Genomic DNA, 25,890 nt, shown 5'->3' on the forward strand with positions numbered 1-25,890 from the left:
TAGAGCATTATATCAAAAAAAGAAAAAAGAGGAAAGTTAGCAAGAATAAGAAGTAATAAATTCATATGGATGTGGTCTTCCCTCTACTGGAATAATTTCTGTTTCATATTTATAGTCAATATAAGTTTTTAAGAAATTGTCGCTAAATACTCTGCTTCCGTCTTTAAGCGTAACTTTTAAGAAACTATCATCTTTTGCTAATTCATCTTCAAGAGCATAAATAGCTTCTCTTAAAGTTGCAGGTAATGTTCTAATTCCTCTTTCTTTAATTTCATCAAGAGTTAACTCAAATAGATCTTCATTAAGAGGTTCTCTTGCAGCTTCATAAATTTCTGCATTATTTTGAATACCCCATAGACCTGCTAAAAGCATTACACTAAATGCTAAATATGGGTTTGCTGTGCTATCAGGGAATCTAAATTCAGTTCTTACTGATTTTTCACCTGCTCCCCAAGGAATTCTACAACAAGCACTTCTATTTCTTGCAGAGAAAGCCAAAATATTTGGCGCTTCAAATCCTGGTTGAAGTCTTTTATATGAATTCATTGAAGCATTTGTAAATGCTGCAACAGCATTTGCATTTTCAAACACACCTGCTATATATTTTTTAGCTACATCACTAAGTCCTGCATATCCATTTGCATCATAAAACATATTTTTTCCATCTTTCCAAATAGATTGGTGGGTATGCATACCATTACCATTATCACCATAAAGTGGTTTTGGCATAAATGTTGCAGTTTTTCCATTTAAATGAGCTACCATTTTTACAACGTATTTAAGTTTTTGAACATTATCAGCAGCTTCAACTAGTGTTCCAAATCTAACACCAATTTCACCTTGACCTTGAGCAACTTCATGATGAACAACAAATGTTTTAAGACCTACTTCTTTTAATACTTTTACCATTTCAGCTCTTAAATCCATCATAGAATCAACTGGAGGTACTGGAAAATATCCACCTTTAGTTCTAGGTCTATGTCCAATATTTAATTCATCTCCAAACTCAGCTATATAATCATTCCAAGCACCCTCAGCACTGTCTACTTCATAACATTGAGCATTAATATCATCTCTTATAACAACATTTTCAAATACAAAAAACTCATTTTCAGGTCCAAAATATGCTACATCACCGATACCTTGTTCAGCCATATATTGAAGAGTTCTTTTTGCAATACTTCTTGGACATTTTTCATATGGAGTCCCATCAGTATTATATACATCACAAAATACCACCATTGTAGGATCAGCAGTAAATGGATCTACAAAGTGAGTACCAATTTCAAGGTCTGGCTTTAATACCATATCTGATTCATTAATTGGTTGCCATGCAGGAATAGAACTACCGTCAAATGGAAGCCCATTAGTTAGAGTTTCTTCATCAATGCTATCAATATCATAAGTTACATGATGCCAAGTTCCTTTAATATCAGTAAATCTAAAATCAATAAACTCAATCTCTTTTTCTCTACATTCTTGTAAGAATTCTTTTGCTGTCATTTGCTCTCCTTTTTTTATTTTGGAATAATTATATCCAACGTAATTTTTAAAAATAAATATAAATTGTATAAATTTTAATCAATGGAGAAAAAATGGAATTAATTGAAACAATGCTTGTTACAAATGGAAATATTAAAAATTTTAGCTATCATTTAGAAAGAGTAAAAAAAGCATATAAATATTTTAAATGGAAATTTGATGAGAAAGAATGGGTTATAAAGTTGACAAGTTCCAGGTTCCAAGTTCCAGGTTCCAAGTTTCAAGTTTCAAATGATAAATTTAGATTGAGAATTACATACTCATATAATGGAATTAAAAATATTGAAGTGTTTCCTATTAAAAAGAGAAGTTTTAAAAAATTTAAAGTAATAAATATTAACTACAATTATTTTATAAAAAAGAAAAATAGAAAGTTTTTCACTTTACACTTTTCACTTTTCCCTTCTTTTGATGAGTTTATTCTAATAAAAAATGGCTTAGTTACAGATACTACTATCTCAAACTTAGCTTTTTTTGATGGAATAGAGTGGCTAACTCCAAAATATCCATTACTTAGAGGTACAAAAAGAGAAGAGTTATTAAATAAAGGAATATTAAAAGAAGAAAACATTCATAAATTTGACCTTCCCTATTTCAAAAAGATAGCTTTAATAAATGCAATTTTAGAATTTTATGTAATAGATGAATTTGATATAATTATATAAAAAAGGAAAATAATGAACTGGGATTTATCTGCACTTTTTAGTTCGATAAATGAAGCTGAAGAGTTTTTAAAACAAGCTATATTTAAAGCAAAAGAATTTGAAAAAAAATACAAAAATAGACTTTATACATTAACTCCACAAGAATTTACAGAAATTTTAAAAGAATATGAAGATATATGGGAAAATATAGGAAGAACTCTTACCTTTGTCTACCTTGAATTTGCAACAGATTCTAGCAAAGGTCATATCTTAGCTAAATTTCAAGAATTAGCAAATCTTGCAGAAGAACATTTAATCTGGTTTGAGCTTGAATTTATTCACTTACCACTTGATAAACAACAAAGATTTATCGATAATTCTGGAATTTATAAATTCTATCTAATCCACCTTCAAGAAGAAGCACCTTTCAAACTTAGTGAAAAAGAAGAAAAAATTTTAATGAAAAAAGATTTAACAAGCTCTAGTGCATTTAATAGACTATTTGATGAGAGCTTAAGCAGAATAAAATTCTTTTTTGATGGTGAATACTTAAGTGAAGAAGAAATCCTATCTAAACTTTATTCACCTGATAGAAATACAAGAAAAAAAGCCCAAATTTCTTTAACACTTGGTTTAAAACCTCATCAAGAACTTTTAGCTTACATATATAACCAAATAAAAAAAGATTGGAAAATAGATTATGTTGATATTAGAAAATACGAAACTCCAGAAGCACCAAGACATTTAAACAATAAAGTTAGCAAAAAAAGTGTAGATGCTCTAATTAATACAGTTAATGAAAATACCCAAATAGTAGCTAATTATTATGAGATAAAAAAAGAGCTTTTAGGATTAGACAAACTTTATGATTATGATAGATATGCCCCAATAAAATTAACTGACAAAACCTCTGAAATTCCTTACGATCAGGCAAAAGAAATGGTTTTAAATGCATTTAAAAACTTTTCAAACACATTTTATGAAGTGGCAAAAAAAGCATTTGAAGAAAATTGGATTGATGTCTATCCAAAAGAAAATAAAAGAAGTGGAGCTTTTTCTCACTCAGCAACTCCTGCATCTCACCCATATGTATTACTAAATTACACAAATCAAAGAAGAGATGTGTTTACTTTAGCTCATGAACTAGGTCATGCTATTCATCAATATTTAGCAAGAGAGGTTGGATATCTAAATCAAGACACCCCTTTAACAACTGCTGAAACTGCAAGTATATTTGCTGAAATGCTTTTATTTGAAGAAATGAAAAAAACTTTAACCAAAGAAGAATTAATTGAAACATACGCCGCAAAGCTTGAAGATATTTTTGCTACGCTTTTTAGACAAATTGTATTTACAAATTTTGAAAGAAGAGTTCACAATTTAGATGAATTAAAACCTGAAGATTTTAATAAAATTTGGATGGAAGAAAATCAAAAAATGTTTGGAGACAGTGTATATTTAACTAAAAATTATGAAATTTGGTGGAGTTATATCCCTCATTTTATTCATTCACCATTTTATTGTTATGCATACTCTTTCGCTCAACTTTTAGTTCTATCTCTTTATGAACTATATAAGAGTGGCTTTGAAAATTTTGAAGAAAAGTATATTAAATTTTTATCTCAAGGCGGAAGCATTCCACCAAAAAAACAATTTGCAGAACTTTTTAATATAGATATAGAAAATGAAGATTTTTGGGAAAAAGGTATGAATACTGTAAGAAAAATGCTAAACGAATTCAAGGAGATAAGCAGTGATTATAGAAAATGAAGAATTTAGAAATATAAAAGATAAACACGCAAAAGAAATTCTTTCTTTTCTTCTTAACAATGTAAAAGATGAATTTTCAATTGTATGTAAACTTGATGGAATAAATTTTAATCCAATGTTACCAGAACACATTATAAGTGCATATAAAGACATTATAATTTTTGTTCTTGCAAACTATACCCTCTCAACTGCAAAAATAGAAAATGAAAATTTAGTTTTTGAAGCTGGATTTGGAGAAGAAAATTTTGGTAGCCTTGTAACAGTACCTATTGAAAATATTATACAAATACTAGAATTTGACACTCCACTCTTTATAAATCCATCAGCTACCTTGCCACCAAAAAAACCAAAAAACCCATTTACTCTTAATCCTAGAAACAAAAAGTTTATGAGCGAATAAAGTTAAGTATCGCCTCTATATCTTTTGTTTTTTCCTTAAAAACTATATATGTTTTTCTTTTTAGATTCACACCTTTTATTTTTGCAGCAAAAAGTTTTTTTTCTTTTAACTCATCTTTTATAACCATTTTTGAAATAATAGATACGACTTGTTCTTGTGAACTCATAACTGTAAATTTAAGTGCAGTTGAATTATGAACAACACTTAAAACATTTAAAACATCACATTCAAACCTATTCTCTTCAAAAACTTTTTTTATAAATTCTCTTGTAGATGAATTTGGTTCACGACATATCATTTTATAATTCTTTAAATCTTCCATTTCAAGAGTAGGTGGTATAGGTTTATTAGAAAATACTACAAGCTCATCTTCAAGCCATTCTACATAATTTAAATTATCATTCTTTTTCTTTGTAACAAATGCCATATCAATAGCTGAATTTTTAACATCTTCAAAAAGTGCATCATTACTTTTTATAATTAAATTTATCTCTTTATTTACAAGACTTTTAAAATATTTAATACATTCAGGTAAATTGTAATTTCCAACAGTAGGAGATGCTCCTATTAAAAATGGTGAATCAATATTTTTAAATTTATCTATTTTCTTCTCAAATTCTTTCAGAAAATCTTCAAACTCCAAAGCTATTTTTAAAAACTCTTGACCCTCTTTTGTTAAAATTACTCCATTTTTTTTACGTTCAAATAATGTAACTCCAAGAAAATTTTCAAGTATTCTAATTTGCTGAGTAACCGCTGGCTGAGAAATACCTAAAATTTTACTTGCCCTTGAAAAACTTGACTCTCTATTTATTACCAAAAACGTATAAATCTTATCAAGATATTTTATAACCATAGCTCCCCACTTTTAAATTTTTTTATAGTAATTATAACTAAAGCTTATAATGAAATGCAAAGCTTTTTTGATATAATTAAAATAAAAAGTGAGGATTATGAAATTTTTAGATGAATTAAATGAAAGTCAATTAAAAGCAGCGACTCATATTGACGGAGCATTACTTATTTTAGCAGGTGCAGGAAGTGGTAAAACTAAAACAATTACAACAAGGCTTGCATATTTACTCTCTTTAGGAATTGACCCTGCAAACACTTTAACACTTACATTTACAAATAAAGCAGCTAGTGAAATGAGAGAAAGAGCCCTAAATATGATAGAAAGTGATATTTCACATCCTCCTCTACTACTTACATTTCACAAATTTGGACTGCTTTTTTTAAAACTATATATACATTTAATAAATAGAGATAATAATTTTGTAATAATTGATAGTGACGACCAAAAAAAAATACTAAAATCAATTTCAACTGATCTTCCACCAAATTTTATGGCAAAAGAAATTAGCAAATATAAAAATTCATTTTTGAATGCAGATGAAGTATATGCGTTAGCAAATGAAGAGGTATATAAAAAAATGGCCTTTATTTATGAAAAATACCAAAAATATTTACTCGATAATAATTTAGTAGATTTTGATGACTTACTTCTTTTAACATATAAAATACTACACGAAAACAATGACTTAAACAGAGAAATATCACAAAAATATCAATATATAATGGTCGATGAATATCAAGACACAAATGAAATACAACTTTTGCTTCTTAAAAAATTATGTCTAACTCACAATAACATTTGCGTAGTTGGAGACGATGACCAAAGCATTTATGGATTTAGAGGCGCAAATCATAAAAATATTTTGGACTTTGAAAAAGATTTTAATGCAAAAGTTATAAAGTTAGAGTTAAACTATCGCTCAACTAATCAAATTTTAAAAGCTGCAAACAATCTAATAAGTTTTAATAAAAACAGATATAACAAAAAATTAATCTCAGCAATTGGAGATGGCAGAGAAATAGAAATCATAGAAAACTTCAATGAAACTGCAGAAGCCGAAATAATCGCTAAAAAAATTAAAAACTTAATTGATTCTGGTGTAAATCCAAATGAAATAGCAATTCTTTATAGAATAAATGCTCTTTCACGATCAATAGAAGATGGGCTTAGAAATTATGGAATTCCTTATAAATTAGTCGGCGGAATAAAATTTTATGAAAGAGAAGAGATAAAAGATTTAATAAGTTATTTAAGACTTATGATAAATCCAAATGATGATTATTCTTTTAAAAGAATAGTAAACAAGCCTAGACGTGGAATTGGAAAAACTACAATTATAAAGCTAGAAGAAGCAAAAGGTGATAAATCATTTATTGAGTTCATAAAAGAAAATGATTTATCATTTTTAAGTAAAAAAGCTGCAAAAACTCTAAAAGAATTTGTAAAAATGATTGAGTTTTTTTCACATTTAAAACTTGATGAACTAATTGAAAATATAGAAGAAATAATAGAGTTATCAACTTCATATAAAGATGAAGACAAAAGAAGAAATATTGAAGAATTCTATGGAATGATGAGAGAAAAAAGTGATTTAAACCTTAGGGAGTTTTTAAATGAACTATCACTTGAAAGCGATCAAGACAAAATAGCAAACTCACTTATAAATCTTATGACTATTCACGCAAGTAAGGGTCTTGAATTTGAACATCTGTTTGTAATAGGTATGGAAGAAGGTTTTTTCCCACTTAATGATGCTGACATTGAAGAAGAAAGACGTCTTGCTTATGTTGCAATCACAAGAGCTAAAAAAGAACTTACTTTATCATATGTAAAAAGTAGATTCTTAAGAGGTCAAAGAACTCAAGTGAGTAAAAGTAGATTTTTAACAGAAGCTGGACTTATTAAGGGAGAGAGAGTAAATTTAAATAGTTCAACTGGAATAAAAAAAGGTAGCTTAGTAAAACATAAAGTATTTGGAACAGGAAGAGTTATAGGCATTAATAAAGCTGGAAATAAAACAAAATTAAAAATTGATTTTTGTGGAACAATTAGAGAAATTTTAAGTAACTTTGTAGAGAAAACCTAAGGAAACTAAATGCAAAAATGTAAAAATATGCTTTTCGTAGCAAAAAAACCTATGTTTATAAGCTCTAATAAATTTTTAAATCAACTTAAAAAAAAATATGGAATTAGAAAAATGGGGTTTTCCGGTACACTTGATCCATTTGCAAGTGGTAATATTATAATTGCGAGTGGACAATATACTAAACTTTTTAGATTTTTACAAAAAAGTCCAAAAGTATATTTAGCTTGCTTAATGCTCGGAGCTTACTCCCCTACTCTTGATATAGAAAAAATTGAAAAAATTGAAAATGTTAATGAATTCGATTTAGAAACTATAAAAAAAACATTAAAGAGTTTTCTAGGAAAACAATTTCAACTTCCACCAATTTATTCTGCAAAAAAGATTAATGGACAAAGGGCATACAAACTTAGTAGCCAAGTTCCAAGTTCCGAGTCCCAAGTTTTAAATAAAAAATTTTTAGATAAAAAAATTAAAATTGAGATTTATGATATCGAGCTTATAAATTATTCTCATCCTTTTATCACATTCAAAGCAAGTGTAAGTGAAGGTACTTACATAAGAAGTTTAGGCTTTGATATTGCTAAGAAACTGGGTGTAAATGGAAGCTTAACTTATCTTGAAAGAATTAGTGAGGGTAAGTTTAAATATGAATGCGAAAAAAAATTAAATCCAATAGAATATATAAATTTACCTAAAAACAAATACTTAAAAGATACTAAAAATTTGATTTTAGGAAAAAAACTTGATATAAAGGATTTTGAATTTCAAGAAAATGGTAAATATTATGTAACATATGATAAGTTTTTAACCATTATTGAAATAATAGATAAAAAGGTACAATATATATTAAATAGGATTGAAATATGCTTGTAATTTCAAGAAAAGAAAACCAAAGAGTAAAACTTGGAGAAAACATAGAAATAGTAATAGTAGAAATTTCAAAAAATCAAGTTAAAATTGGAATAGAAGCACCAAAAGAAATTCAAATTTTAAGAAGCGAACTATTAGAAGAAATAAAAAATGAAAATAAAAAAGCTAGTAAAAAAATCTCTATTGAAGATATTAATAAAATTTCAAAGGTATTAAATGAAAACTAAAGCATACGCAAAAGTAAATATTTTTTTAAAAATTGTAGGACACAACGGAATTTATCATCTAATAAAATCAAGATTTATGAAAGTTAAAAATTTATATGATGAGATTGAAATAGTTGAAGCTGATAAATTTAATATTATAGGAGATGTTAATTGTGTACTAAGAGACAATACAGTATTTAAAGCTTATGTAGAACTTACTAACGCATATCCTGAAATTAAGAAATGGTTTATAGGAAAAGAAATTAGAATTAAAAAAAACATTCCTGAAATGGCAGGACTTGGCGGAGGAAGCAGTGATGCAGCAGCATTTTTAAGACTTGTAAATGAAAAAAGTGGTCTAAATCTAGACACTCATGAGCTTATTGAAGTCGGGAAAAAAGTAGGAAGTGATGTGGCATTTTTTATAACTGATGCAGATGTAGCAGATGTATATGGAAGAGGTGATATTGTAGAAGTTAGAGATGAAAAAGCATTAGACCTTGAAATTTTAACCCCTCCAATAGAATGTTCAACAAAAGATGTATATAATGCATATAAACAAAACTTTTTTAATCCATCAAATACAGATTTTGATAAAAAAGAAACTAATGAGTTATTACAAAATTATAAACCAAGTGATCTTAACGATTTACTAAAGCCTGCTCTTATGCTTTACCCGGATTTATACAAATACTTAGACTATGGATTTTTTAGTGGAAGTGGAAGCAGCTTTTTTAAGATAAAAAAAGAAGAGCTTATTTAGCTTTAAGCTCTCCCAATTTATTAACAACGCTATATCCAGCTTTTAACCATCCTTTAAGACCACCTTTTAATACATAAATATGTTTGAATCCATAAAGTTTTACTAGTTTCCCTCCAACAAGTGTAGCTCTTCCTCCAGTTGCACATACAATTACATATGTATTATTAGGTTTTAATGCTCCCTTTGCTACCATAACATCAGCCAACCCCCTTGGTATTTCATTATACTCTGGCCAATCAATTTCACCTGCTTGCCATTCAGATGGTTCTCTTACATCAATTATTGCAAAGTCTTTATCTGCATCAATCCATTTTTTAAGCTCCTCAGGAGTTATGTATTTTACATACTTTGCATTTGCTTTTACTTCAGATTTGAAAATATGTGCATAAGAACCACTTAGTGCAAACAACGAACTACTTAAAACAATTCCTAAACCTAAACTAGCCACTAGCTTTTTCATCTTTTCTCCTTTTTATTCTAAGATTTTACAAAGAATAAATGAATGCTCATTCACTATTATATTTCTTTTAATTCTTCTTTTCAAGAAATATAAGAAAAATTTATAAAAAAATCTATACTTTTAGATTAAAACTATCATTAGAGTTATTTAAATAGAATTTTTGAAGTTTTTTTATTTCTTTCATATCATTAGATAATTTGTTTTTGCTTTTTTCCAAAATCTTAATTGCCTCATGCAAATAACCTAAAAACTCTTTTGCTTCTTTTATTGAAGAAAAAGAAGGATTTTTTTTTGAAAGTTCTTCTAATTTTTTTAAATCTTTATTTATTACCGCTAGTTTTAATTCTTTTAAAGAAAACTCATTTTTCATTTTCTCTTCTCACTTCTCACTTTTCATTGTTCTTATCTTAAACCCCTGTCTCTTCTTTCCATGCTTCTATTAGCCCCTTTAAAACTCTAATAACATCATCTAAATATTCTTCATTATTCTCCAAATTTGCTTTTGCAAGTAATTGCAATTGATATGCATAAAGCCCATTTAAATAATGAGCTATATCTCCACCTTTTTCAAAATCAAGCGAATTAATAAGTTCAATAAAAATATTTGAAGTTTTTATTATATATTTTACTTTCTCTTCAATATTTTCTTCTCTTATAGCTTTTTTTGCAAAGTTAGCAAATCTAAGTGCTCCTTCATAAAGCATAAGAATAAGTTTTTCAGGTCTTTCTATATTAGAATTCATTTGATTATAACTATTAAGTGCTCTATTATACGTCATATTTCTTACCTTTTATTTAGTATTTATGGCTTGTTCTATTGCCATTGTTAAACTTTGACTCATTGCATTAAATTTATTAATCATTTCGTCATATGCTGCAAACTGTTTAGCCATAATTTCATATTTTGTTTCAAGATATTTTTTCATAGAATCAATTCTATCTTCATATCTTTTTTCTTCATCTTTTATTTCTTGGTCTAATAAAGATAAATTAGAATTACTTCCTGTAATAGTTCTTTCAAAATCATCTTTTATTTTAGTAAAAGTAGTCTCAAACCACCTCTTAGTAATATCTGGATTTTCTTTATAACTTTCTCTAAATTTTGTTTCATCAAAACTTATCATACCATTTCTATCCATACTAAATCCAGCATTTGCAGCTGAAAAAAAAGCATTTACAGTATATTTATTTCCATTTCTATCAAGAGACTCTGTTTTGTAAGTATAAGTAGTCCCAAACAAATCTCCACTAAATATACTCTCTAAACTTGTAAAATCACTATCTCCTTGAAAAAGCCCTACATCTCCCGTGTCTTTATTATAGGCTGTAAGATTTTGAATATTACTAACCATTGCATTATAATCAGCTACAAATTTTTTTATACTATCTACTATATTGTCTACATTATTATCAATTGAAACAGTTGACTCTCCGGTAGATTTTAATTCAATTTTTACACCTGCAATCAAATCCTCAATAGTATTAGAACTTCTTTCAACCTCAACCCCATTATAAAGAAAGTTCGCATTTTGAGCAGTTTGTATTCTATTTTCATTAGTAAAATTGGTATTACTATTAAATGCCGTAGTTAAGTTTGTATCATTTATTGTAATATCTCCTATAGCCTTTATGTTAAATTCTATACTTCCATTAGTAAATGAAGCACTAATATTAAGTGAATTTCCATTACTATCTTTAAGATTCCCATTATTTATTGCATTAATAAAATCATTTACCGTTGTTCCATTTGCCACATCCATTGAATATGTAACTCCATTTATATCAATAGAAAAAACCTGTGTACTTCCAGAATTATTCACTAAATCTGTATCAGACGAATAAACAGAAGACTTATAAGTAATTGCATTTAATCCTAAGTCTTCAATTTTAGAATAATCAAGTTTTATTATATTATCAGCTCCTGTATTGTCTGCTTTTAATACTAGTTTATAAGGATTACTCCCTATTCCTGTATCAATAATTGAAGCAGTAACTCCTGCATTTGCATCATTTATTGCATTTTTTAAATCTTCTAAGGTAGCTCCTGCTTGTAATGTAATTGATGTAACACTACTACCCACTCCTAAATCTATAGTAACTGGATTGGAAGTATTATTAATAATACTATCAAGCGAAGCAAATCCTTTTGACTCATATATATCATTTTGAGCAAGTTGATTTACATTAATATTAAACTCTTGAGGGTTCACCCCATCACTTGCTTCAACACTAACACTACTTCCATTAACACTTGTATTAACTTTAGCAAAAAGAGTTCCATCTGCAATATCAAGTACATCAGTTTTTACAGTCGAGCCTATTGTAATAAATTGAGAAAGCGCACTCTCTTTTTTCTTTAACAAATCTACTTTATCTTCAAGTGGTTTTACCATTACACTTTCATCGGCATTTTTAAGTTTATCTATTACATCATAACTTAAAACTCCACTTCCAATCCCAAGTGAGCTTAGTGTTCCTAAATCAGCCATTTTTACCCTTTCTTATCAAAAAGTAATCCTACCAGCTCTCTCATTTTTTCCATAAGTCTTAATGCTTCTTTTGGAGGAAATTCTCTTATTACTATATCATTTTTTTTATCTACAACTTGAACTACTAATTCGTTTACTTTATCATTAAATTGAAACTTTAAATCTTGATTTAATGGGTTCATTTCTTTATTAAGTTCTTCAATAACTTTTTGCAACTCTTTTTTTATTTCTTCTTTTGATTTATTTTTAAAATCATCTTCACTCTTTTTTATCTCTTTTATATGGTCAGCTTGCTTAGTATTTAAATTTTGGGTAGAATTAACATCATATTTTTTAGCAATATTATTTACTCCGCTAAATATATCCATAGCCAACTCCTTGAGTTTATAGTAAGAGAATCGGCAAATTAAAAAAAAATTTAATTTTTTTTGATAAAATTATATAAAAAGGTTTATATGAAACTAAAAATAGAGTGCGAATCTCCTCTACTTCAAAAAACACTTGAATATTATTTAAAAGAATATATTGATGACAATGGAGTAATTATTACAGACAATTACGAAAAAGAAGGTATAATTATTGGTAAAGATATTATAAAACCATTTACAAAAAGTACTCTTCTCTTGCAACTTGAAAAGTTAATAAAAAAACCTAGCTTTGAAGAAGAATTAGATAAACTTTTTGATAATTTTAAAAATGATTTAAAAAAACTTATAAAGGACTATTATGGAAAAAGGTAATATTAAAATAATAGGTGGAAAATATAGAGGTAAAAAACTTTATATGGGTGATAAAGAGACTACAAGAAGTACAAAACAGATACTAAAAGAAGCAATTTTTAACTCTCTTCAGTGGGAAGTACCTGATTCTACTTGGGTTGAAGTATTTAGTGGAGTTGGAAGTATAGGCATTGAAGCAATAAGTAGAGGTGCAAAAAAAGCTTATTTTCTTGAAAAAGACCCAGAAGCTGCCAAAGTTTTAAAAAGAAATATTGATTCATTAAAAGAAGAAGACAGAATTAAGTGTGAAATAATTTTAGGAGATAGTTTTGAAACTATTTGGGATGTAATAGAAAAACTAAAAAGAAAAAAAGATAGAGCTTTCTTTTATTTTGACCCTCCATTTGCTATAAGAAAGGGATATGAAGATATTTATGAAAAAGTTCAAAACTTAATCAAACAACTTCCAAAAATGAATGTTGAAAAAATTCTTATAGAACACCAAAGTGATTATGAATTTCCTGAGTTTTTAGGAAAATATAAAAAAATAAAAATTAAAAAATTCGGAAAAAGTTCCGTTACTTTTTATGAATAAGGATATCACATGAAGAAACTAGTATACCTTTTACCTCTTATTTTTTTAGGATGTGTAAACAATATAAATATAGACAAAAAACTAAAAGAAACTTCTATTGAAGATAAAATAATAAAAGAGTATCAAATATCAAAAAGTGCTTTAACAAAAATTGATAACGATTACTACTTTTACATGCCTCACTCAAATGGCTTAATTATTTATAAGCTAGATTCAAATTATCGATTAGTTAAAAAGAAAATAATTCCAAAACTTATTGAAGGACATAAATTAATTAGTAATAAAAACTATATATTCTTAATTGGTTATGACCAAACTAAAAATAGACCTATTATTTTAAAATTAGATAAAAACTTAGAAATTAAAAGTCAAAAATATATAGCAGATAAATTTGATATTCCACAAGATGCAATAATAAATAACAATTCTACTACAGTTTTATTATTAACATATAAAAATGGAGCAGATATTAAGCTTTATGAAAATGGAAAAGTAAAAGTTTTTGAAGCAAAACAAAACCAATTTCCAAAGTTTTTAATAAAATATAATGGAGGATATTTAATAGTGGGTTCAATACAGCATCCACAAGAAGATTTACTAGTAGTGTTTGTAAAAAATAATAAAATTTTATGGGCTAATATATATGACTTTGGAATGGAAGATACTCCAAAAAAAGTATATGTAAAAGATAAAAATATAGTAATTAAACTAGTCTCTCAAGACTATATGGGAGCAGAAAAATATATTACTATAGAAATTAACAAAAATGGTAATATAATAAAAAAAGAAAAAAATTTAGAGTTTAAAAGACTTCCAACAAGATTTAGAACATAAAATTAAACAAACTTGCTAAGTTCTTTTAGAATAAAATTCTTTTTTAAACTCTCTAAAATTTCCTTTAATAATAGCCTCTCTGGCTTTCCTTACTAAATCTAAATAAAACGCAAGATTGTGAATACTTGCAAGCCTGAAATAAGTAAGCTCTTTTGCTTTAAACAAATGATTAAGATAGCCCCTCGAGTAATTTTTACACGTATAGCAGTTACACTTTTCATCAATTGGCTTATTATCAAACTTATACTTTGCATTTTTTATTCTAAGTGTCCCAAATGAAGTAAAAAGATATCCATTTCTTGCATTTCTTGTTGGCATTACACAATCAAACATATCAACACCTCTATCAATTGCTTCAATTATATCTTCAGGTGTTCCAACTCCCATAAGATATCTTGGTTTATCAAAAGGCATATAAGGTGTTGTAGCTTCTATAGTGTCGTACATTAGCTCATTTTCTTCCCCTACACTAAGCCCTCCTATTGCAAATCCATCAAATGTATATCCTTCATATTCTAAACTTACAAGAGACTCAGCTGAAATTTTCCTAAATTCAAAATCAGTTCCACCCTGAATAATTGCAAAGAGATTATTTTTTTTACCTTTTTTTATATGATGAACTAAACTTCTGTATGCCCAATTAGTAGTCCTTTCAATTGATTTTTTTATTCTTTCCTTAGTATTTGGTAAAGGAATCAAATCATCTAAAACCATCATAATATCACTATTTAGATTATACTCAATATCAATAACTTTCTCAGGCGAAAAAAAGTGTTTAGAGCCATCAATATGACTTTTAAACCAAATTCCTTCATCAGTAATTTTTACATTATCTCCTAGACTAAATGCTTGAAATCCTCCACTATCTGTTAAAAAACTTCTTTTATATCCGCTAAATCCATGAAGTCCACCAAGTTTGGCTATTACTTCATCACCGGGCCTGAGATATAAATGATAAGTATTTCCCAAAATTATAGGTGCATTAAGAATTTCAGTCATATCAATGGCATCAAGACTCTTAACCGCTGCTACTGTACCTACTGGCATAAAAATTGGTGTTTTTATTTCACTATGAACTGTCTTTATAGTACAAGCCCTTGCTTTACCGTCAACTTTATCTACTTTAAACTCCATTAATTTCCTTTTTTTGAAATTATACTAATAAACAAAGTTAAAAATTAAAAGTAAAAAATGAAAAGTTTTATCCAACCATTAGTATATATGGCTAAACTATACAAATTTTGCTAAAAGCTAAAGGTATATTAACTAATTATTAACCTCTTATAAAGCTTTTATTAAGACTAAAAAGTATAAAATTAATCAAAACTATTATAATTTTTCACTTTTAATTTTTCACTTTTAATTTTTCACTTTTAACTTTTTTATATATGTTATAATTCTACAAAAAAGGTCTTTTTTGAATAGAATATTAATTTTTGCTGGATCAAATGAATCAACTCTACTTATAAAAAAAATTAGTGATAATCATCTCAACTTAGCAGAATTTCATATAATTTATGAAGATAATGAAATTAAAAACTCATTTGAAGAAAAAGAAAATTTATTTTTTTATAAAATTAACTTCTTTGCATATGAATTATATAAACATATATTAAGAAAAGATTTTAATAAAATTATTGTATTTATAAAAAACAAAAAAGAAGCTCTTTTTGTGCTTAAAAAAATAAAGCACTATAAAACTCCTATTCTTTTTATAAAGTTTTGGACTGATTTTGAATTACCTGAGATTAATAATATTGAAATTATTGATGCCCCCGAAATAATTACAAATAAAATTATTGATTTTTTACCAAATGTTCCTCTTTATGCGAGAGATATTGGTCTTGGTATTGGTGAAATAATGGAAGTAGAAGTTCCTCCTCATTCTCCTTTTACATATAAACAAACCTCTGTTTTTAATAGATATGACGTTAAAGTTGCCGCTATTTATAGAAATAATGAATTAAAAATAATAAACAAAGAGATGATGATCTTGCCAAATGACAAGTTACTACTTATAGGAAATCCTCAAAAATTAAAAGAAATATTTAATCAAATAAAAAGTAATGTTGGTGCATTTCCTCAGCCATATGGACAAAATATATATCTACTACTAGATATGAAAAATATGACTCAAAATGAAATCTCAAAACTTTTAAAAACAGCTCTTTATTTGCATAGAAAATTAAAAAATAAAAAATTAATAATAAAAATAATAAACCCATCAATCACTTCAAGAATATATAAATTATATAAATTCTCAAACATAGATATTACAACAGATTATTATGAAACTGAATATAAAAAAGTATTACAATTAGATATAAAAAAATTAAATATCGGTATTATTGTTACAAATAATCACTTTTTTTATAACTATAAAAAGCTATTTTTCAAACTAAAAAAACCTCTTATAAAAATTGGTGAAGAATCAATTAAAAAATGTAATTCCTTAAGTGTTATTTTAAATGATAAATATATAACAAGAATTGCCCCAGTAGTATTTGATTTATCATATCAGTTAAATATTAAAATAAAATTTTTTGATATTGATCCAGAAAACTCACATAAAGATATAATTGAATATCTAAGAAACTTAGCTAAAAAATTTAATTTTACAAAACTTGAATTTATAACTGCAAAAGAAAATCCAATAAAACTTCTAAAAAAAGAAAACAATATCTGTCTTATAGAAGCTATTGCTAAAGTTCCAAGAAATAAAATTAGACAACTACTATTTCCAAAAATAGAAGAATCTTATATACTTCTAGACAAATTCAATCAATTTTTAATTCCAATAAAGGATGAAAATGAAAGTGGCAATTAAAACTCCAAATAAAACTTATGATATTTTAATTGAAAAATTACCTGAAATAGAAATAAATAAAAAAGTAGCAGTTATCACAAATCCAAAAGTATCTGGCCTTCACATAAATTATCTAACAAATAAATTAAAAGCAAAAGAGTTAATCATTATAACTTTACCTGATGGAGAAGAATATAAAAACTGGCAAAGCATTGAATATGTACTTGATAGACTTTTTGATGCTAAATTTGATAGAAACTCAGTACTTATTGCATTTGGAGGCGGAGTAATAGGAGATATGACAGGATTTGCAGCAAGTATTTTCCTTAGAGGAGTTGAATTTATTCAAATTCCAACAACACTTTTAGCTATGGTGGATAGTAGTGTTGGTGGTAAAACCGGTATAAATAACAAATATGGAAAAAATTTAATTGGTAGTTTTTATCAGCCAGAAGCAGTGTATATTGATACACATTTTCTATCAACTCTTGAAAAAAGAGAATTTAGTGCAGGTATGGCCGAAATTATAAAAATGGCTGTAATGTTTGATAAAGAATTTTTCGAAAACATTAAAAATGATAAACTTACACTCGAAGAAATGATAAAAAGAGCAGTAGAATTAAAAGCTGAAGTAGTAAATCAAGACGAAAAAGAAAAAGGAATTAGAAGTGTGCTAAATTATGGGCATACTTTTGGGCATGTAATTGAAAATCTAACAAACTATAAAACCTATCTTCATGGAGAAGCTGTAGCAATTGGAATGGTTATGGCAAATGAGTTATCAAAAGAACTAGGATTTTTAAGTGAAAAAGAAGCACAAGATATTAAAAAGCTTCTAAAAAGATATAATTTACCAACTGATTTTAATATAAATAATCCTGAGGAGTTTTACGCTCATTTCTTTTTAGATAAAAAAACTACTGACAATAAAATTAAATTCATAATTCCTCAAAATATAGGACAATATAAAATAGTAAAAGATATACCTAAAGAAAAAGTAATAAAAGTTTTAAAAAAGTTTAGCCAATGAGAATAATAGCTATTTTTTTAGCTATTTTTCTATTTGCAAAAGAAAATAATAATTCAAATTTAATAGATGAAAAAATTCATTATATTGAAAACAACCTTAAAAAAAATGAATTTTATTTAAGCTATCAATCTTATCTAAATTACAAAAAACTTGAAGAAGAGTATAAAAAATATAAAAGATTAGCAAGACTAAATCCAAAAAAATATAAAGAAAAATTTCTTAGTATTCAAACTGAACTTGAACTGCTTAAAAACAATCAAAATATATTTAACACATTGATAAAACTAAAAGATTTACCAAAACCACCAGAAATCAACAATCCTTTTGGAATTTTTAATGGATTAAATTATGAAAAAGAATTAAAAAACACCATACAACAAAACGAAAATAACTATAATAATTTTTCACATACTTTTGAAACCCTAATAAAGCTTAAAAAACTATATGAAGAAAAAGGTAAAAATGTTAGTCATCTTGAAAAATTAATAGATGATTTTCAAACTATAAGTAACGTTTATAATACAAAACTAAAAACAATAAAAACTCAAGCAGAAATTTACAATCAAAAAGTAAAAGATTCTATTCAAAAAGAAATAAACAAATTAATATATTTAGCAATTTCTATAGCAATAAGTATTTTAATTTTTACTTTTATTAAAGTTGCCGTAAGAAAATACGTTAAAGATGAATCAATCTATATCATCAATAAAATCTTAAACTTTATAAATATAACTGTTATTATTTTAATTATCTCTTTTTTTTATATAAATAATGCAACTTATTTAATTACTATACTTGGATTTGCCTCAGCAGGTATTGCTATTGCTATGAAAGACTGGTTTATGAATATTTTTGGATGGTTTGTAATAATGACTAGCGGTAATTTTAAGGTAGGTGACAGAATAAAAATATATCTTCAAAATGGACAAGTAAAAATAGTAGGAGATATAATTGATATTACTTTAACTAAAATTGTTTTATATGAAGATGTAACTTTAACAACGTATTTATATACTAGAAGAGCTGGGAGAATTGTTTTTGTACCAAATAATGTAGTTTTTACAAATCCAATATTCAATTATACTCATCATGGATTATCAACTGTTTGGGATGGTATTGATATAACTATTACATTTGATTCAAATTACAAAAAAGCTGTCTATTTAGCAAAAGAAATTGTTCAAAAATATTCAAAAGGTTACACAGACATTGCAAAAAGAAGAATAAAAAAACTAAAAGCAATTTATCATATAAAAAATGCAAATGTAGAGCCTCGCGTATTTACATTTATAAATAACAATGGAATTACTATTAGTTGCTGGTATTTAAATAACTATGCAACATTAAATTTAAGAAGCACAATTTCATCGGAAATTTTAGAAGCCTTTTTAAAAGAAGATGACATAAATATTGCATATCCTACGTATAGTATTAATTTGCCAAGTTCAAAGTTCCAGGTTCCAGGTTCAAAATGAAAAGTGAAGAGTGAGCGAAGCAAACCTCCGACCACCAGGTATTAGGGGTATTAAAGGTATTAGAGGTATAACCTCTACTAACCTCTACTAACTTTCACCAATGTTTGGTGGTCGGGTGAAAAATGAAAAATGAAAGGTGAAAAATATCAATTAACCAATTACAATAACCAATTAACTAATAACTAATACACAATAAGGCATAACAAATGAAAAACTTAATTAAATTAAAATATTTATATAAGTTAAAAGAAGCAGGAGTTAATTATTTTGATGGCTTTGTAAGTGTTGAAAAAAAAATAGATATGCCAAATGAATTAAAAGAGCTTGAAAACATTTGTAAAAACTGTTCACTTTGTGATTTAGGTAAAACTCGTACTAACGTAGTATTTGGTGAAGGTAATCCAAATGCTAAAATTATGTTTATAGGAGAAGGTCCTGGTGAAATGGAAGATAAGACAGGACGTCCTTTTGTAGGAAGAGCTGGAAAACTTCTTACAAAAATTATAGAAAATGTGCTAGAATTAGATAGAAACGATGTCTACATTGCAAATATTGTAAAATGTAGGCCACCAAATAATAGAGTCCCAAGTATTGAAGAAGCTGAAACTTGTAAACCATATCTTTTAAAACAAATTGATATAATTGAACCTAAAATTTTAGTATGCTTAGGAAAAACAGCATTTATGTACTTATTAAATAGTGACTTAGCTATAAGCAAAGTTAGAGGGCAAATTTTCGAATATAAGGGGAAAAAAGTGATACCTACATATCATCCAAGCTTTTTACTAAGAAATCCAAGTGCAAAAAAAGAAGCTTATAAAGATTTTTTACTTATAAAGAGTATGCTATGAAAAAAATAATTTTAATACTCTTTTGTAGCTTTTTATTTGCAAGTGAATTTACATTTCAAATTTCAGATATAAATTCTTCTAAAGAAGCCACAAATCAAAAAGCTTTCTTGAATAATGAAAATAATTTAACTTTTGAATACAATGTAACTAATGAAAACAATTTAACCAATGAAAATAATAAAACCAAAACTCCTATTCAAGAAATAACATTTGAAGACAATTTTATTTCTATAAAACCAAATATTAAAGTATGTGTGTTAATTGATAAAAAAAATTTTTTTAAATTCACTCCATCAATTATTAACTCATTAAATGCTTATTTAATAAATAAAAATGTAGAATATAACATATCAGTATTTAATATTGATAAATCATTAGAAGAAGTCACTAAAGAATGCGAAGACGTATTAGTTTATACACTTGACAAAAACTATATTAAATCATTAAATGAATATAATAACACTAGATTTTATATACCTGTGTTTCATAAAAAAGATATTGATTTTAACACTACTTCAAACATTTACTTTGGAGGAATTGATTATAAAGCTCAAATAGATAAGCTAGCCAAATTTATAGACGATAAAAAAACAGTTGCAATTAATGAAAATACTTCTATTTCAAATAAACTTTTTAAATATGAAAACGAATTAAATTTGAAAATTTTATCATTTACATATCCAAAAATTAATTATAATGATCTAAACAATAGTTTTATATTTTTTAATACAAGTGCTGGTAAAAGTGCTGAGATTCTCTCAAACATAACTTATAAAGAAATAGAAACCAAACTTCAACTAGCAACTCAAATAGATTATGACCCTCTTTTAATAGGTATAACTCAACCTGAGGATATAAAAAAACTAATAGTTGCTAATTCTATTTTAAATCCCCCTATTCTTATAGAAGATTACAACCTTTTAGTAAACTCTGATATAAAATATAATTGGCTAAATTACGATTCATCAATACTTTTAAATAAAATTTATAATATTCAAACTAACGAAGACAAATTTTATATGAATGATTTTAAACTTTACATATTTAATAATCAAGTAGATTATAAAACTAAACTTTACCAAATAATAAATGGAGCGTTTAAGTTAATTGAAAATTGAAAATGTAAAATGCTTTTCCATTGTGGCACTGACTAAATACGCTCAACAAGAGTGAAAATTTTTAACGCTCAATAAAAGCTAAAAAGTATTAACTCTACGCTTAAACAAAATGCTTTTTTTAACGCTTTTATTTCACTAAAATTTGCAATTGTTTCGCTTTATTTAGTCAGTGCCTTCCATTGTCCATTTTTTTATTGTCCATTTTCCATTTGTTTGATATAATTTCGACAAAAAAGGAAAACTAATGGCAACATACGTAGTAGGATTCCCAAGAATTGGGGAACAAAGAGAACTTAAGAAAGCACTTGAAAGTTATTGGAGCGGTAAAATAACTCAAGATGAATTAAAATCTACAGCTAGTGATTTAAGAAAAAGACACTTAACTTATCAAAAAAATGCAGGAATTGACTTAATTAGTATTAACGATTTTAGTTTTTATGATAATATGCTTGATATGACAGTAATTCTAAATGCTGTTCCAGAAAAATATAAAGATATTGAAAACGAACTTGATAGATATTTTGCAATGGCAAGAGGTGATGCAAATCACAAAGCTTTAGAAATGACTAAATGGTTTAATACAAACTATCACTATATCGTGCCAGAACTTGATATTAATATGGGTTTTTGTGCAAATATTGATAAAATAGTTACTGAATATAATGAAGCAAAAGAGCTTGGAATTGAGCCAAAAGTAAATATCATTGGACCAATTACTTATGTAAAATTATCTAAAATAATAAATGGAACTGAAACAGAAATTATTGAAAAACTAGTTCCTATTTACAAAGAAATACTAACAAAAATAAAAGATCTTAACCCTAACATTAAAATCCAAATGGATGAACCATATTTTGTAACAAACCCAACAAATGAAGATTTAGAACTGCTTGAGAAAGTTTATAACGAACTAGCTAGTGATTCAAATATTTATATAGCTACTTATTTTGAACACTCAAATGAAGCAAATGAAGTATTAGCAAGAACTCCAATTAAAGGTATGCTTTTAGATTTCGTTGCTGGAAGCGAAAACTCAATCAAAGCTCTTGCAAAAGCCGGAAAAGAAATAGGAATTGGTATTGTTAATGGAAGAAATGTATGGGTAAACGATATTGAAAAATCAGCAGCATTTATTAAAGGTTTAACTGAAGCAGTAGATCCTCAAAAAATTCACGTTGGAAGCAGCTGCTCTTTATTACACGTTCCATACACTCTAAAATATGAAACAAAAATGGATGAAGATATCAAATCATGGATTAGCTATGCGCTTGAAAAACTTGATGAAATTAGAGTAATTAATAAATTAGTAAAAGGTGAAGAATTAAGTGAAGTAGACAAAGAAGTATTAGAAGGCAATAAAATCGCAATTGCTACAAGAAAAACTTCAAGCAAAATTCACGACCCAATAGTTCAAGATAGAGTTTCTAACTTAACTGAAAAAGACAAACATAGAAGTGTTCCATTTGAAGAAAGAATAAAACTTCAAAGAGAAAACTTAAAATATGCTACATTGCCAACTACTACAATAGGAAGTTTCCCACAAACACCTGAACTTAGAAAACTTAGACGTGATTATAAAAATGGTGTAATTAGTGAAGAAGAATACAAAAAAGAGATCAAAAAAATGATTGCCGATGCAGTTAAATTTCAAGAAGAAATTGACCTTGATATATTAGTTCATGGTGAATTCGAAAGAAACGATATGGTTGAATATTTTGGTGAGCAACTAAATGGTGTAGCATTCTCTCAAAATGGATGGGTTCAAAGCTATGGTAGTAGATGTGTAAAACCTCCTCTAATTTATGGTGATGTAAGTAGACCAAAAGATATGACAGTTGAATGGATTACATACGCTCAAAGCCTAACTGATAGACCAATGAAAGGAATGCTAACTGGACCTGTAACAATGCTAAACTGGTCATTTGTAAGAGATGACCAACCAAGAAAAGTTACCGCTTTTCAAATGGCAATAGCAATTAGAGATGAAGTAGAAGCTCTTGAAGCTGCTGGAATTAAAGTAATTCAAGTTGATGAAGCAGCACTTAGAGAAGGATATCCTTTAAGAAATGAAAAAAGAGCTGAATATGAAGACTGGGCAATTACTGCATTTAGAATCACAACTTCATCTGTAAAACCAGAAACTCAAATTCATACTCATATGTGTTATTCTGAATTTAGCGATATTATGGACGCTATTGAAGATATGGATGCTGATGTTATTTCAATTGAAAATGCAAGAAGTGATAATTCTTTACTTCAAATCTTTAAAGAAAGAGGATACAAAGGTGAAATAGGACCTGGTGTTTATGATATTCATAGTCCTAGAATTCCTTCAACTGAAGAGATGGTAGAACAAATTGAAGCAATTTTAGAAGTTCTCCCTACTGAAAAAGTTTGGGTAAACCCTGACTGTGGACTTAAAACTAGAAAATGGGAAGAGGTTAAACCAAGTCTAAAAAATATGGTAGAAGCTGCTAAGATAGTTAGAAATAAATTAAAATAATGAAAAAAATCCTTCTTTTCTCTCCTGTTTTTTTATTTTCTTTTTATTATCCGCTTGAAATTAGATTTCAATTTATGCATGACTGTATACAAAACTCTTCACTGCCCAATAAATATGAATATTGCGAATGTATTTATAATAAATTAACTAATAGATTTACATATCAATACTTTGTGTGGGACTCTTCATCTCCAAAAATTATAGCCTTTATTAAAAAAGCTTCAAAAGAATGCTTAAAAAATTATTAATTTTTTTAATAACAAATTTTTTATTTGCTGAAATTACTAATAACTCGTTTAGACTTTCATATCAAAATTTAAAATTTAATAATGAAAATTTAGGCTTACTTGAAACTTCATATTTTTTTAACTTCGATAAACAATATTTAGGAATAAGTATTTATTCAGCAATCACAGGAAAAAGAGGAGGATTTTTTACAGGAGGAATTGCAGGAGGCATCAAATTCCCTATTAAACAAATTATATTGGATAATGGTATATTTATCGGTGGCGGAGGTGGTGGTAGTGCACCACAAGGAAGTGGTCTTATGCTAAAAGTTTATAGTGGAATTTTATATCCTTACAAAAATTATAATATTGGTTTCAATATAAATCACATAAAGTTTAAAGATGGAAAAATAAATTCTACTCAAATTGGATTTATAGTTGATTATAATTTTAAGGACGTTTATTTTACAAAAATTCCTGAAAAATTATATGGAATTTATGGAATAGAAAAAATTTCCTTTTCTCCTTTCATACTCGAATATTTACCAATAAATTCACAAACTACAACTGGAATAAAACAAAAAAAATTTACTATAATAGGTACTGAAATTTCAAAAGATTATGAAAATTATTTTACGTATATTAGTGCAGGTGGTGCATTTAAAGGAGATAGTGATGGATATGCAGAGTATCTTTTTGGTATAGGTAAAAGGTTAAAATATATAAATCTAAAAGCAGCAATTGGAGCTGGAGGTGGTGGAAGAGTTAATACAAAAGGAGGATTTATTTATAAAATTGAAACACAAAGTAATTTCAATTTTTTAAATACTTCTGTTGGTTATATAAGCGCTCCTAAAGGTATTAAGGCATTATATGGAAAGATTTCTCTAAACAAAAAATTTGCTTTTTTAACAACAGGAAATAATTTCTTACAGTTTAACTTAAAAAAATTTAATTTTTCTATATATTCTGAATCATATCTACCATCAAATACTATTAGAAAAACTAACAACTCTAAAAGACTAGACGTTATAAATATAAATATAGGCCAATATCTCAAAAAAAACTTTATGATATTTGTAAATGCTGGTGCTGCTTATAATGGAGATAGTGGTGGTTATGCAGTTGGTATGTTTGGAGGGGAATTTAAATACAATAACATTTTTATAAGAGGTTCGATTGGGGCAGCAGGTGGTGGAAGTATAGATGTAGGTGGTGGTATGATTACAAAAATAGAAACAGGATTAAAATATAAAAAATTTTTTGTAAGTTTTGGAAAAATAAAAGCTCTTAATGGAAAACTAAATACAGCTATAATTTCTATAGGTTTAAATTTTGATTTTTATAAAGGTATTGTTAAATAATTTAATATTCTAAAAAATTACACCAATTCTCAATTAGTTAGTTACTTTAAAAATGTTTAAAACTCCTATTATTTCAATACTTTTCATCATTTTCCACTGTCCATTTTCCATTGTCAATTGGTATTATCATTTTTTCTGCGCATCACTTGCAAAATTTTGCTAAAAAGTGCAAACGCTAAAGGCTCCCCTGTGGAGTTTAGCGCACTTTTTTCGCTTTTATTAGCGAACGCAAATTTTTCAAGTTAAAATAATAAACATTTGCTCAATTTAGCACTGACTAAA

Annotated in this window: 25 protein-coding genes; 17 read left to right on the top strand and 8 right to left on the bottom strand. The window is 26.9% G+C overall.

Annotated features, from left to right (window positions below):
- Positions 1 to 36: 36 nt before the first annotated feature.
- Positions 37 to 1,503, bottom strand: a complete 1,467-nt coding sequence (glnA, locus tag ACYQ1U_RS04580) for a type I glutamate--ammonia ligase (RefSeq protein WP_459884810.1) — start codon at positions 1,501 to 1,503, stop codon at positions 37 to 39.
- A gap of 92 nt (positions 1,504 to 1,595) precedes the next feature.
- Here glnA and ACYQ1U_RS04585 point away from each other — a divergent pair, with 92 nt between their 5' ends.
- The 3 genes from ACYQ1U_RS04585 to ACYQ1U_RS04595 are packed head-to-tail and all read left to right on the top strand — an operon-like array spanning position 1,596 to position 4,356.
- Complete coding sequence (locus tag ACYQ1U_RS04585; protein WP_459884812.1) at positions 1,596 to 2,207, top strand: aminotransferase class IV; 612 nt, start codon at positions 1,596 to 1,598, stop codon at positions 2,205 to 2,207.
- 9 nt (positions 2,208 to 2,216) lie between these two features.
- Positions 2,217 to 3,956 carry a M3 family oligoendopeptidase gene (locus ACYQ1U_RS04590; RefSeq protein WP_459886394.1) on the top strand — a complete coding sequence of 580 codons (1,740 nt, stop codon included), beginning with the start codon at positions 2,217 to 2,219 and terminating at the stop codon, positions 3,954 to 3,956.
- Positions 3,940 to 4,356 carry a hypothetical protein gene (locus ACYQ1U_RS04595; RefSeq protein WP_459884814.1) on the top strand — a complete coding sequence of 139 codons (417 nt, stop codon included), beginning with the start codon at positions 3,940 to 3,942 and terminating at the stop codon, positions 4,354 to 4,356. Before ACYQ1U_RS04590 ends, ACYQ1U_RS04595 begins: the two co-directional genes overlap by 17 nt.
- On the opposite strand, the gene ACYQ1U_RS04600 is transcribed toward ACYQ1U_RS04595, so the two are convergent.
- A complete protein-coding gene (locus tag ACYQ1U_RS04600; RefSeq protein WP_459884816.1) occupies positions 4,343 to 5,212 on the bottom strand; it encodes a LysR family transcriptional regulator in 870 nt (289 codons plus the stop codon). The two genes, ACYQ1U_RS04595 and ACYQ1U_RS04600, sit on opposite strands and share 14 nt — an antisense overlap.
- A 97-nt stretch (positions 5,213 to 5,309) precedes the next feature.
- Here ACYQ1U_RS04600 and ACYQ1U_RS04605 point away from each other — a divergent pair, with 97 nt between their 5' ends.
- The 4 genes from ACYQ1U_RS04605 to ACYQ1U_RS04620 are packed head-to-tail and all read left to right on the top strand — an operon-like array spanning position 5,310 to position 9,137.
- Positions 5,310 to 7,298, top strand: coding sequence for an ATP-dependent helicase (locus ACYQ1U_RS04605; RefSeq protein ID WP_459884818.1), 1,989 nt, complete (start codon positions 5,310 to 5,312; stop codon positions 7,296 to 7,298).
- A 9-nt stretch (positions 7,299 to 7,307) separates the two neighbouring features.
- Positions 7,308 to 8,171 (top strand): pseudouridine synthase family protein, encoded by an 864-nt coding sequence (locus tag ACYQ1U_RS04610; RefSeq protein WP_459884820.1) that lies wholly within the window; start codon positions 7,308 to 7,310, stop codon positions 8,169 to 8,171.
- Complete coding sequence (gene csrA, locus ACYQ1U_RS04615; protein ID WP_459884822.1) at positions 8,162 to 8,395, top strand: carbon storage regulator CsrA; 234 nt, start codon at positions 8,162 to 8,164, stop codon at positions 8,393 to 8,395. The genes ACYQ1U_RS04610 and csrA overlap by 10 nt, the downstream gene beginning before the upstream one ends.
- Positions 8,385 to 9,137 (top strand): 4-(cytidine 5'-diphospho)-2-C-methyl-D-erythritol kinase, encoded by a 753-nt coding sequence (locus ACYQ1U_RS04620; protein ID WP_459884824.1) that lies wholly within the window; start codon positions 8,385 to 8,387, stop codon positions 9,135 to 9,137. The genes csrA and ACYQ1U_RS04620 overlap by 11 nt, the downstream gene beginning before the upstream one ends.
- Here the strand turns inward: ACYQ1U_RS04620 and ACYQ1U_RS04625 are convergent.
- From ACYQ1U_RS04625 to ACYQ1U_RS04645, 5 genes are all read right to left on the bottom strand, one after another.
- The gene (locus ACYQ1U_RS04625) at positions 9,130 to 9,597 is read right to left on the bottom strand and encodes a rhodanese-like domain-containing protein (protein ID WP_459884826.1); all 468 of its coding nucleotides are present in this window, start codon (positions 9,595 to 9,597) and stop codon (positions 9,130 to 9,132) included. The genes ACYQ1U_RS04620 and ACYQ1U_RS04625 overlap by 8 nt on opposite strands.
- 112 nt (positions 9,598 to 9,709) lie before the next feature.
- Complete coding sequence (locus tag ACYQ1U_RS04630) at positions 9,710 to 9,967, bottom strand: hypothetical protein (RefSeq protein WP_459884828.1); 258 nt, start codon at positions 9,965 to 9,967, stop codon at positions 9,710 to 9,712.
- A 37-nt stretch (positions 9,968 to 10,004) separates the two neighbouring features.
- Positions 10,005 to 10,376, bottom strand: a complete 372-nt coding sequence (gene fliS / locus ACYQ1U_RS04635; protein WP_459884830.1) for a flagellar export chaperone FliS — start codon at positions 10,374 to 10,376, stop codon at positions 10,005 to 10,007.
- Between the two features lie 12 nt (positions 10,377 to 10,388).
- The gene (fliD, locus tag ACYQ1U_RS04640; protein ID WP_459884832.1) at positions 10,389 to 12,086 is read right to left on the bottom strand and encodes a flagellar filament capping protein FliD; all 1,698 of its coding nucleotides are present in this window, start codon (positions 12,084 to 12,086) and stop codon (positions 10,389 to 10,391) included.
- 2 nt (positions 12,087 to 12,088) lie between these two features.
- A complete protein-coding gene (locus ACYQ1U_RS04645) occupies positions 12,089 to 12,454 on the bottom strand; it encodes a flagellar protein FlaG (RefSeq protein ID WP_459884834.1) in 366 nt (121 codons plus the stop codon).
- Between the two features lie 87 nt (positions 12,455 to 12,541).
- On the opposite strand from ACYQ1U_RS04645, the gene ACYQ1U_RS04650 reads away from it, so the two are divergent.
- From ACYQ1U_RS04650 to ACYQ1U_RS04660, 3 genes are read left to right on the top strand one after another with little or no spacing between them, the layout of a single operon-like run.
- Positions 12,542 to 12,826: a hypothetical protein gene (locus ACYQ1U_RS04650; protein WP_459884836.1), complete on the top strand. Its 285-nt coding sequence runs from the start codon at positions 12,542 to 12,544 to the stop codon at positions 12,824 to 12,826.
- The gene (gene rsmD, locus ACYQ1U_RS04655; RefSeq protein ID WP_459884838.1) at positions 12,813 to 13,400 is read left to right on the top strand and encodes a 16S rRNA (guanine(966)-N(2))-methyltransferase RsmD; all 588 of its coding nucleotides are present in this window, start codon (positions 12,813 to 12,815) and stop codon (positions 13,398 to 13,400) included. Before ACYQ1U_RS04650 ends, rsmD begins: the two co-directional genes overlap by 14 nt.
- A 9-nt stretch (positions 13,401 to 13,409) precedes the next feature.
- On the top strand, positions 13,410 to 14,234 hold the full coding sequence (locus tag ACYQ1U_RS04660; RefSeq protein ID WP_459884840.1) for a hypothetical protein: 825 nt from the start codon (positions 13,410 to 13,412) through the stop codon (positions 14,232 to 14,234).
- 15 nt (positions 14,235 to 14,249) lie between these two features.
- Here ACYQ1U_RS04660 and tgt read toward each other — a convergent pair whose 3' ends face one another.
- Entirely contained in the window at positions 14,250 to 15,368 is a 1,119-nt protein-coding gene (gene tgt / locus ACYQ1U_RS04665) for a tRNA guanosine(34) transglycosylase Tgt (RefSeq protein WP_459884842.1), read from the bottom strand.
- 283 nt (positions 15,369 to 15,651) lie between these two features.
- Here tgt and ACYQ1U_RS04670 point away from each other — a divergent pair, with 283 nt between their 5' ends.
- From ACYQ1U_RS04670 to ACYQ1U_RS04700, 7 genes are all read left to right on the top strand, one after another.
- On the top strand, positions 15,652 to 17,061 hold the full coding sequence (locus tag ACYQ1U_RS04670; protein WP_459884844.1) for a TrkA C-terminal domain-containing protein: 1,410 nt from the start codon (positions 15,652 to 15,654) through the stop codon (positions 17,059 to 17,061).
- Positions 17,045 to 18,070, top strand: a complete 1,026-nt coding sequence (aroB, locus tag ACYQ1U_RS04675) for a 3-dehydroquinate synthase (protein WP_459884846.1) — start codon at positions 17,045 to 17,047, stop codon at positions 18,068 to 18,070. Before ACYQ1U_RS04670 ends, aroB begins: the two co-directional genes overlap by 17 nt.
- On the top strand, positions 18,067 to 19,545 hold the full coding sequence (locus tag ACYQ1U_RS04680) for a mechanosensitive ion channel family protein (RefSeq protein ID WP_459884848.1): 1,479 nt from the start codon (positions 18,067 to 18,069) through the stop codon (positions 19,543 to 19,545). The genes aroB and ACYQ1U_RS04680 overlap by 4 nt, the downstream gene beginning before the upstream one ends.
- A 206-nt stretch (positions 19,546 to 19,751) precedes the next feature.
- Complete coding sequence (locus ACYQ1U_RS04685; RefSeq protein WP_459884850.1) at positions 19,752 to 20,396, top strand: uracil-DNA glycosylase; 645 nt, start codon at positions 19,752 to 19,754, stop codon at positions 20,394 to 20,396.
- On the top strand, positions 20,393 to 21,514 hold the full coding sequence (locus ACYQ1U_RS04690; protein ID WP_459884852.1) for a hypothetical protein: 1,122 nt from the start codon (positions 20,393 to 20,395) through the stop codon (positions 21,512 to 21,514). Before ACYQ1U_RS04685 ends, ACYQ1U_RS04690 begins: the two co-directional genes overlap by 4 nt.
- Positions 21,515 to 21,758: 244 nt before the next feature.
- A complete protein-coding gene (gene metE, locus ACYQ1U_RS04695; RefSeq protein ID WP_459884854.1) occupies positions 21,759 to 24,017 on the top strand; it encodes a 5-methyltetrahydropteroyltriglutamate--homocysteine S-methyltransferase in 2,259 nt (752 codons plus the stop codon).
- Between the two features lie 229 nt (positions 24,018 to 24,246).
- Complete coding sequence (locus ACYQ1U_RS04700) at positions 24,247 to 25,608, top strand: hypothetical protein (RefSeq protein WP_459884856.1); 1,362 nt, start codon at positions 24,247 to 24,249, stop codon at positions 25,606 to 25,608.
- The last annotated feature ends 282 nt before the right edge of the window (positions 25,609 to 25,890 follow it).

This window comes from Caminibacter profundus, from assembly GCF_054657155.1.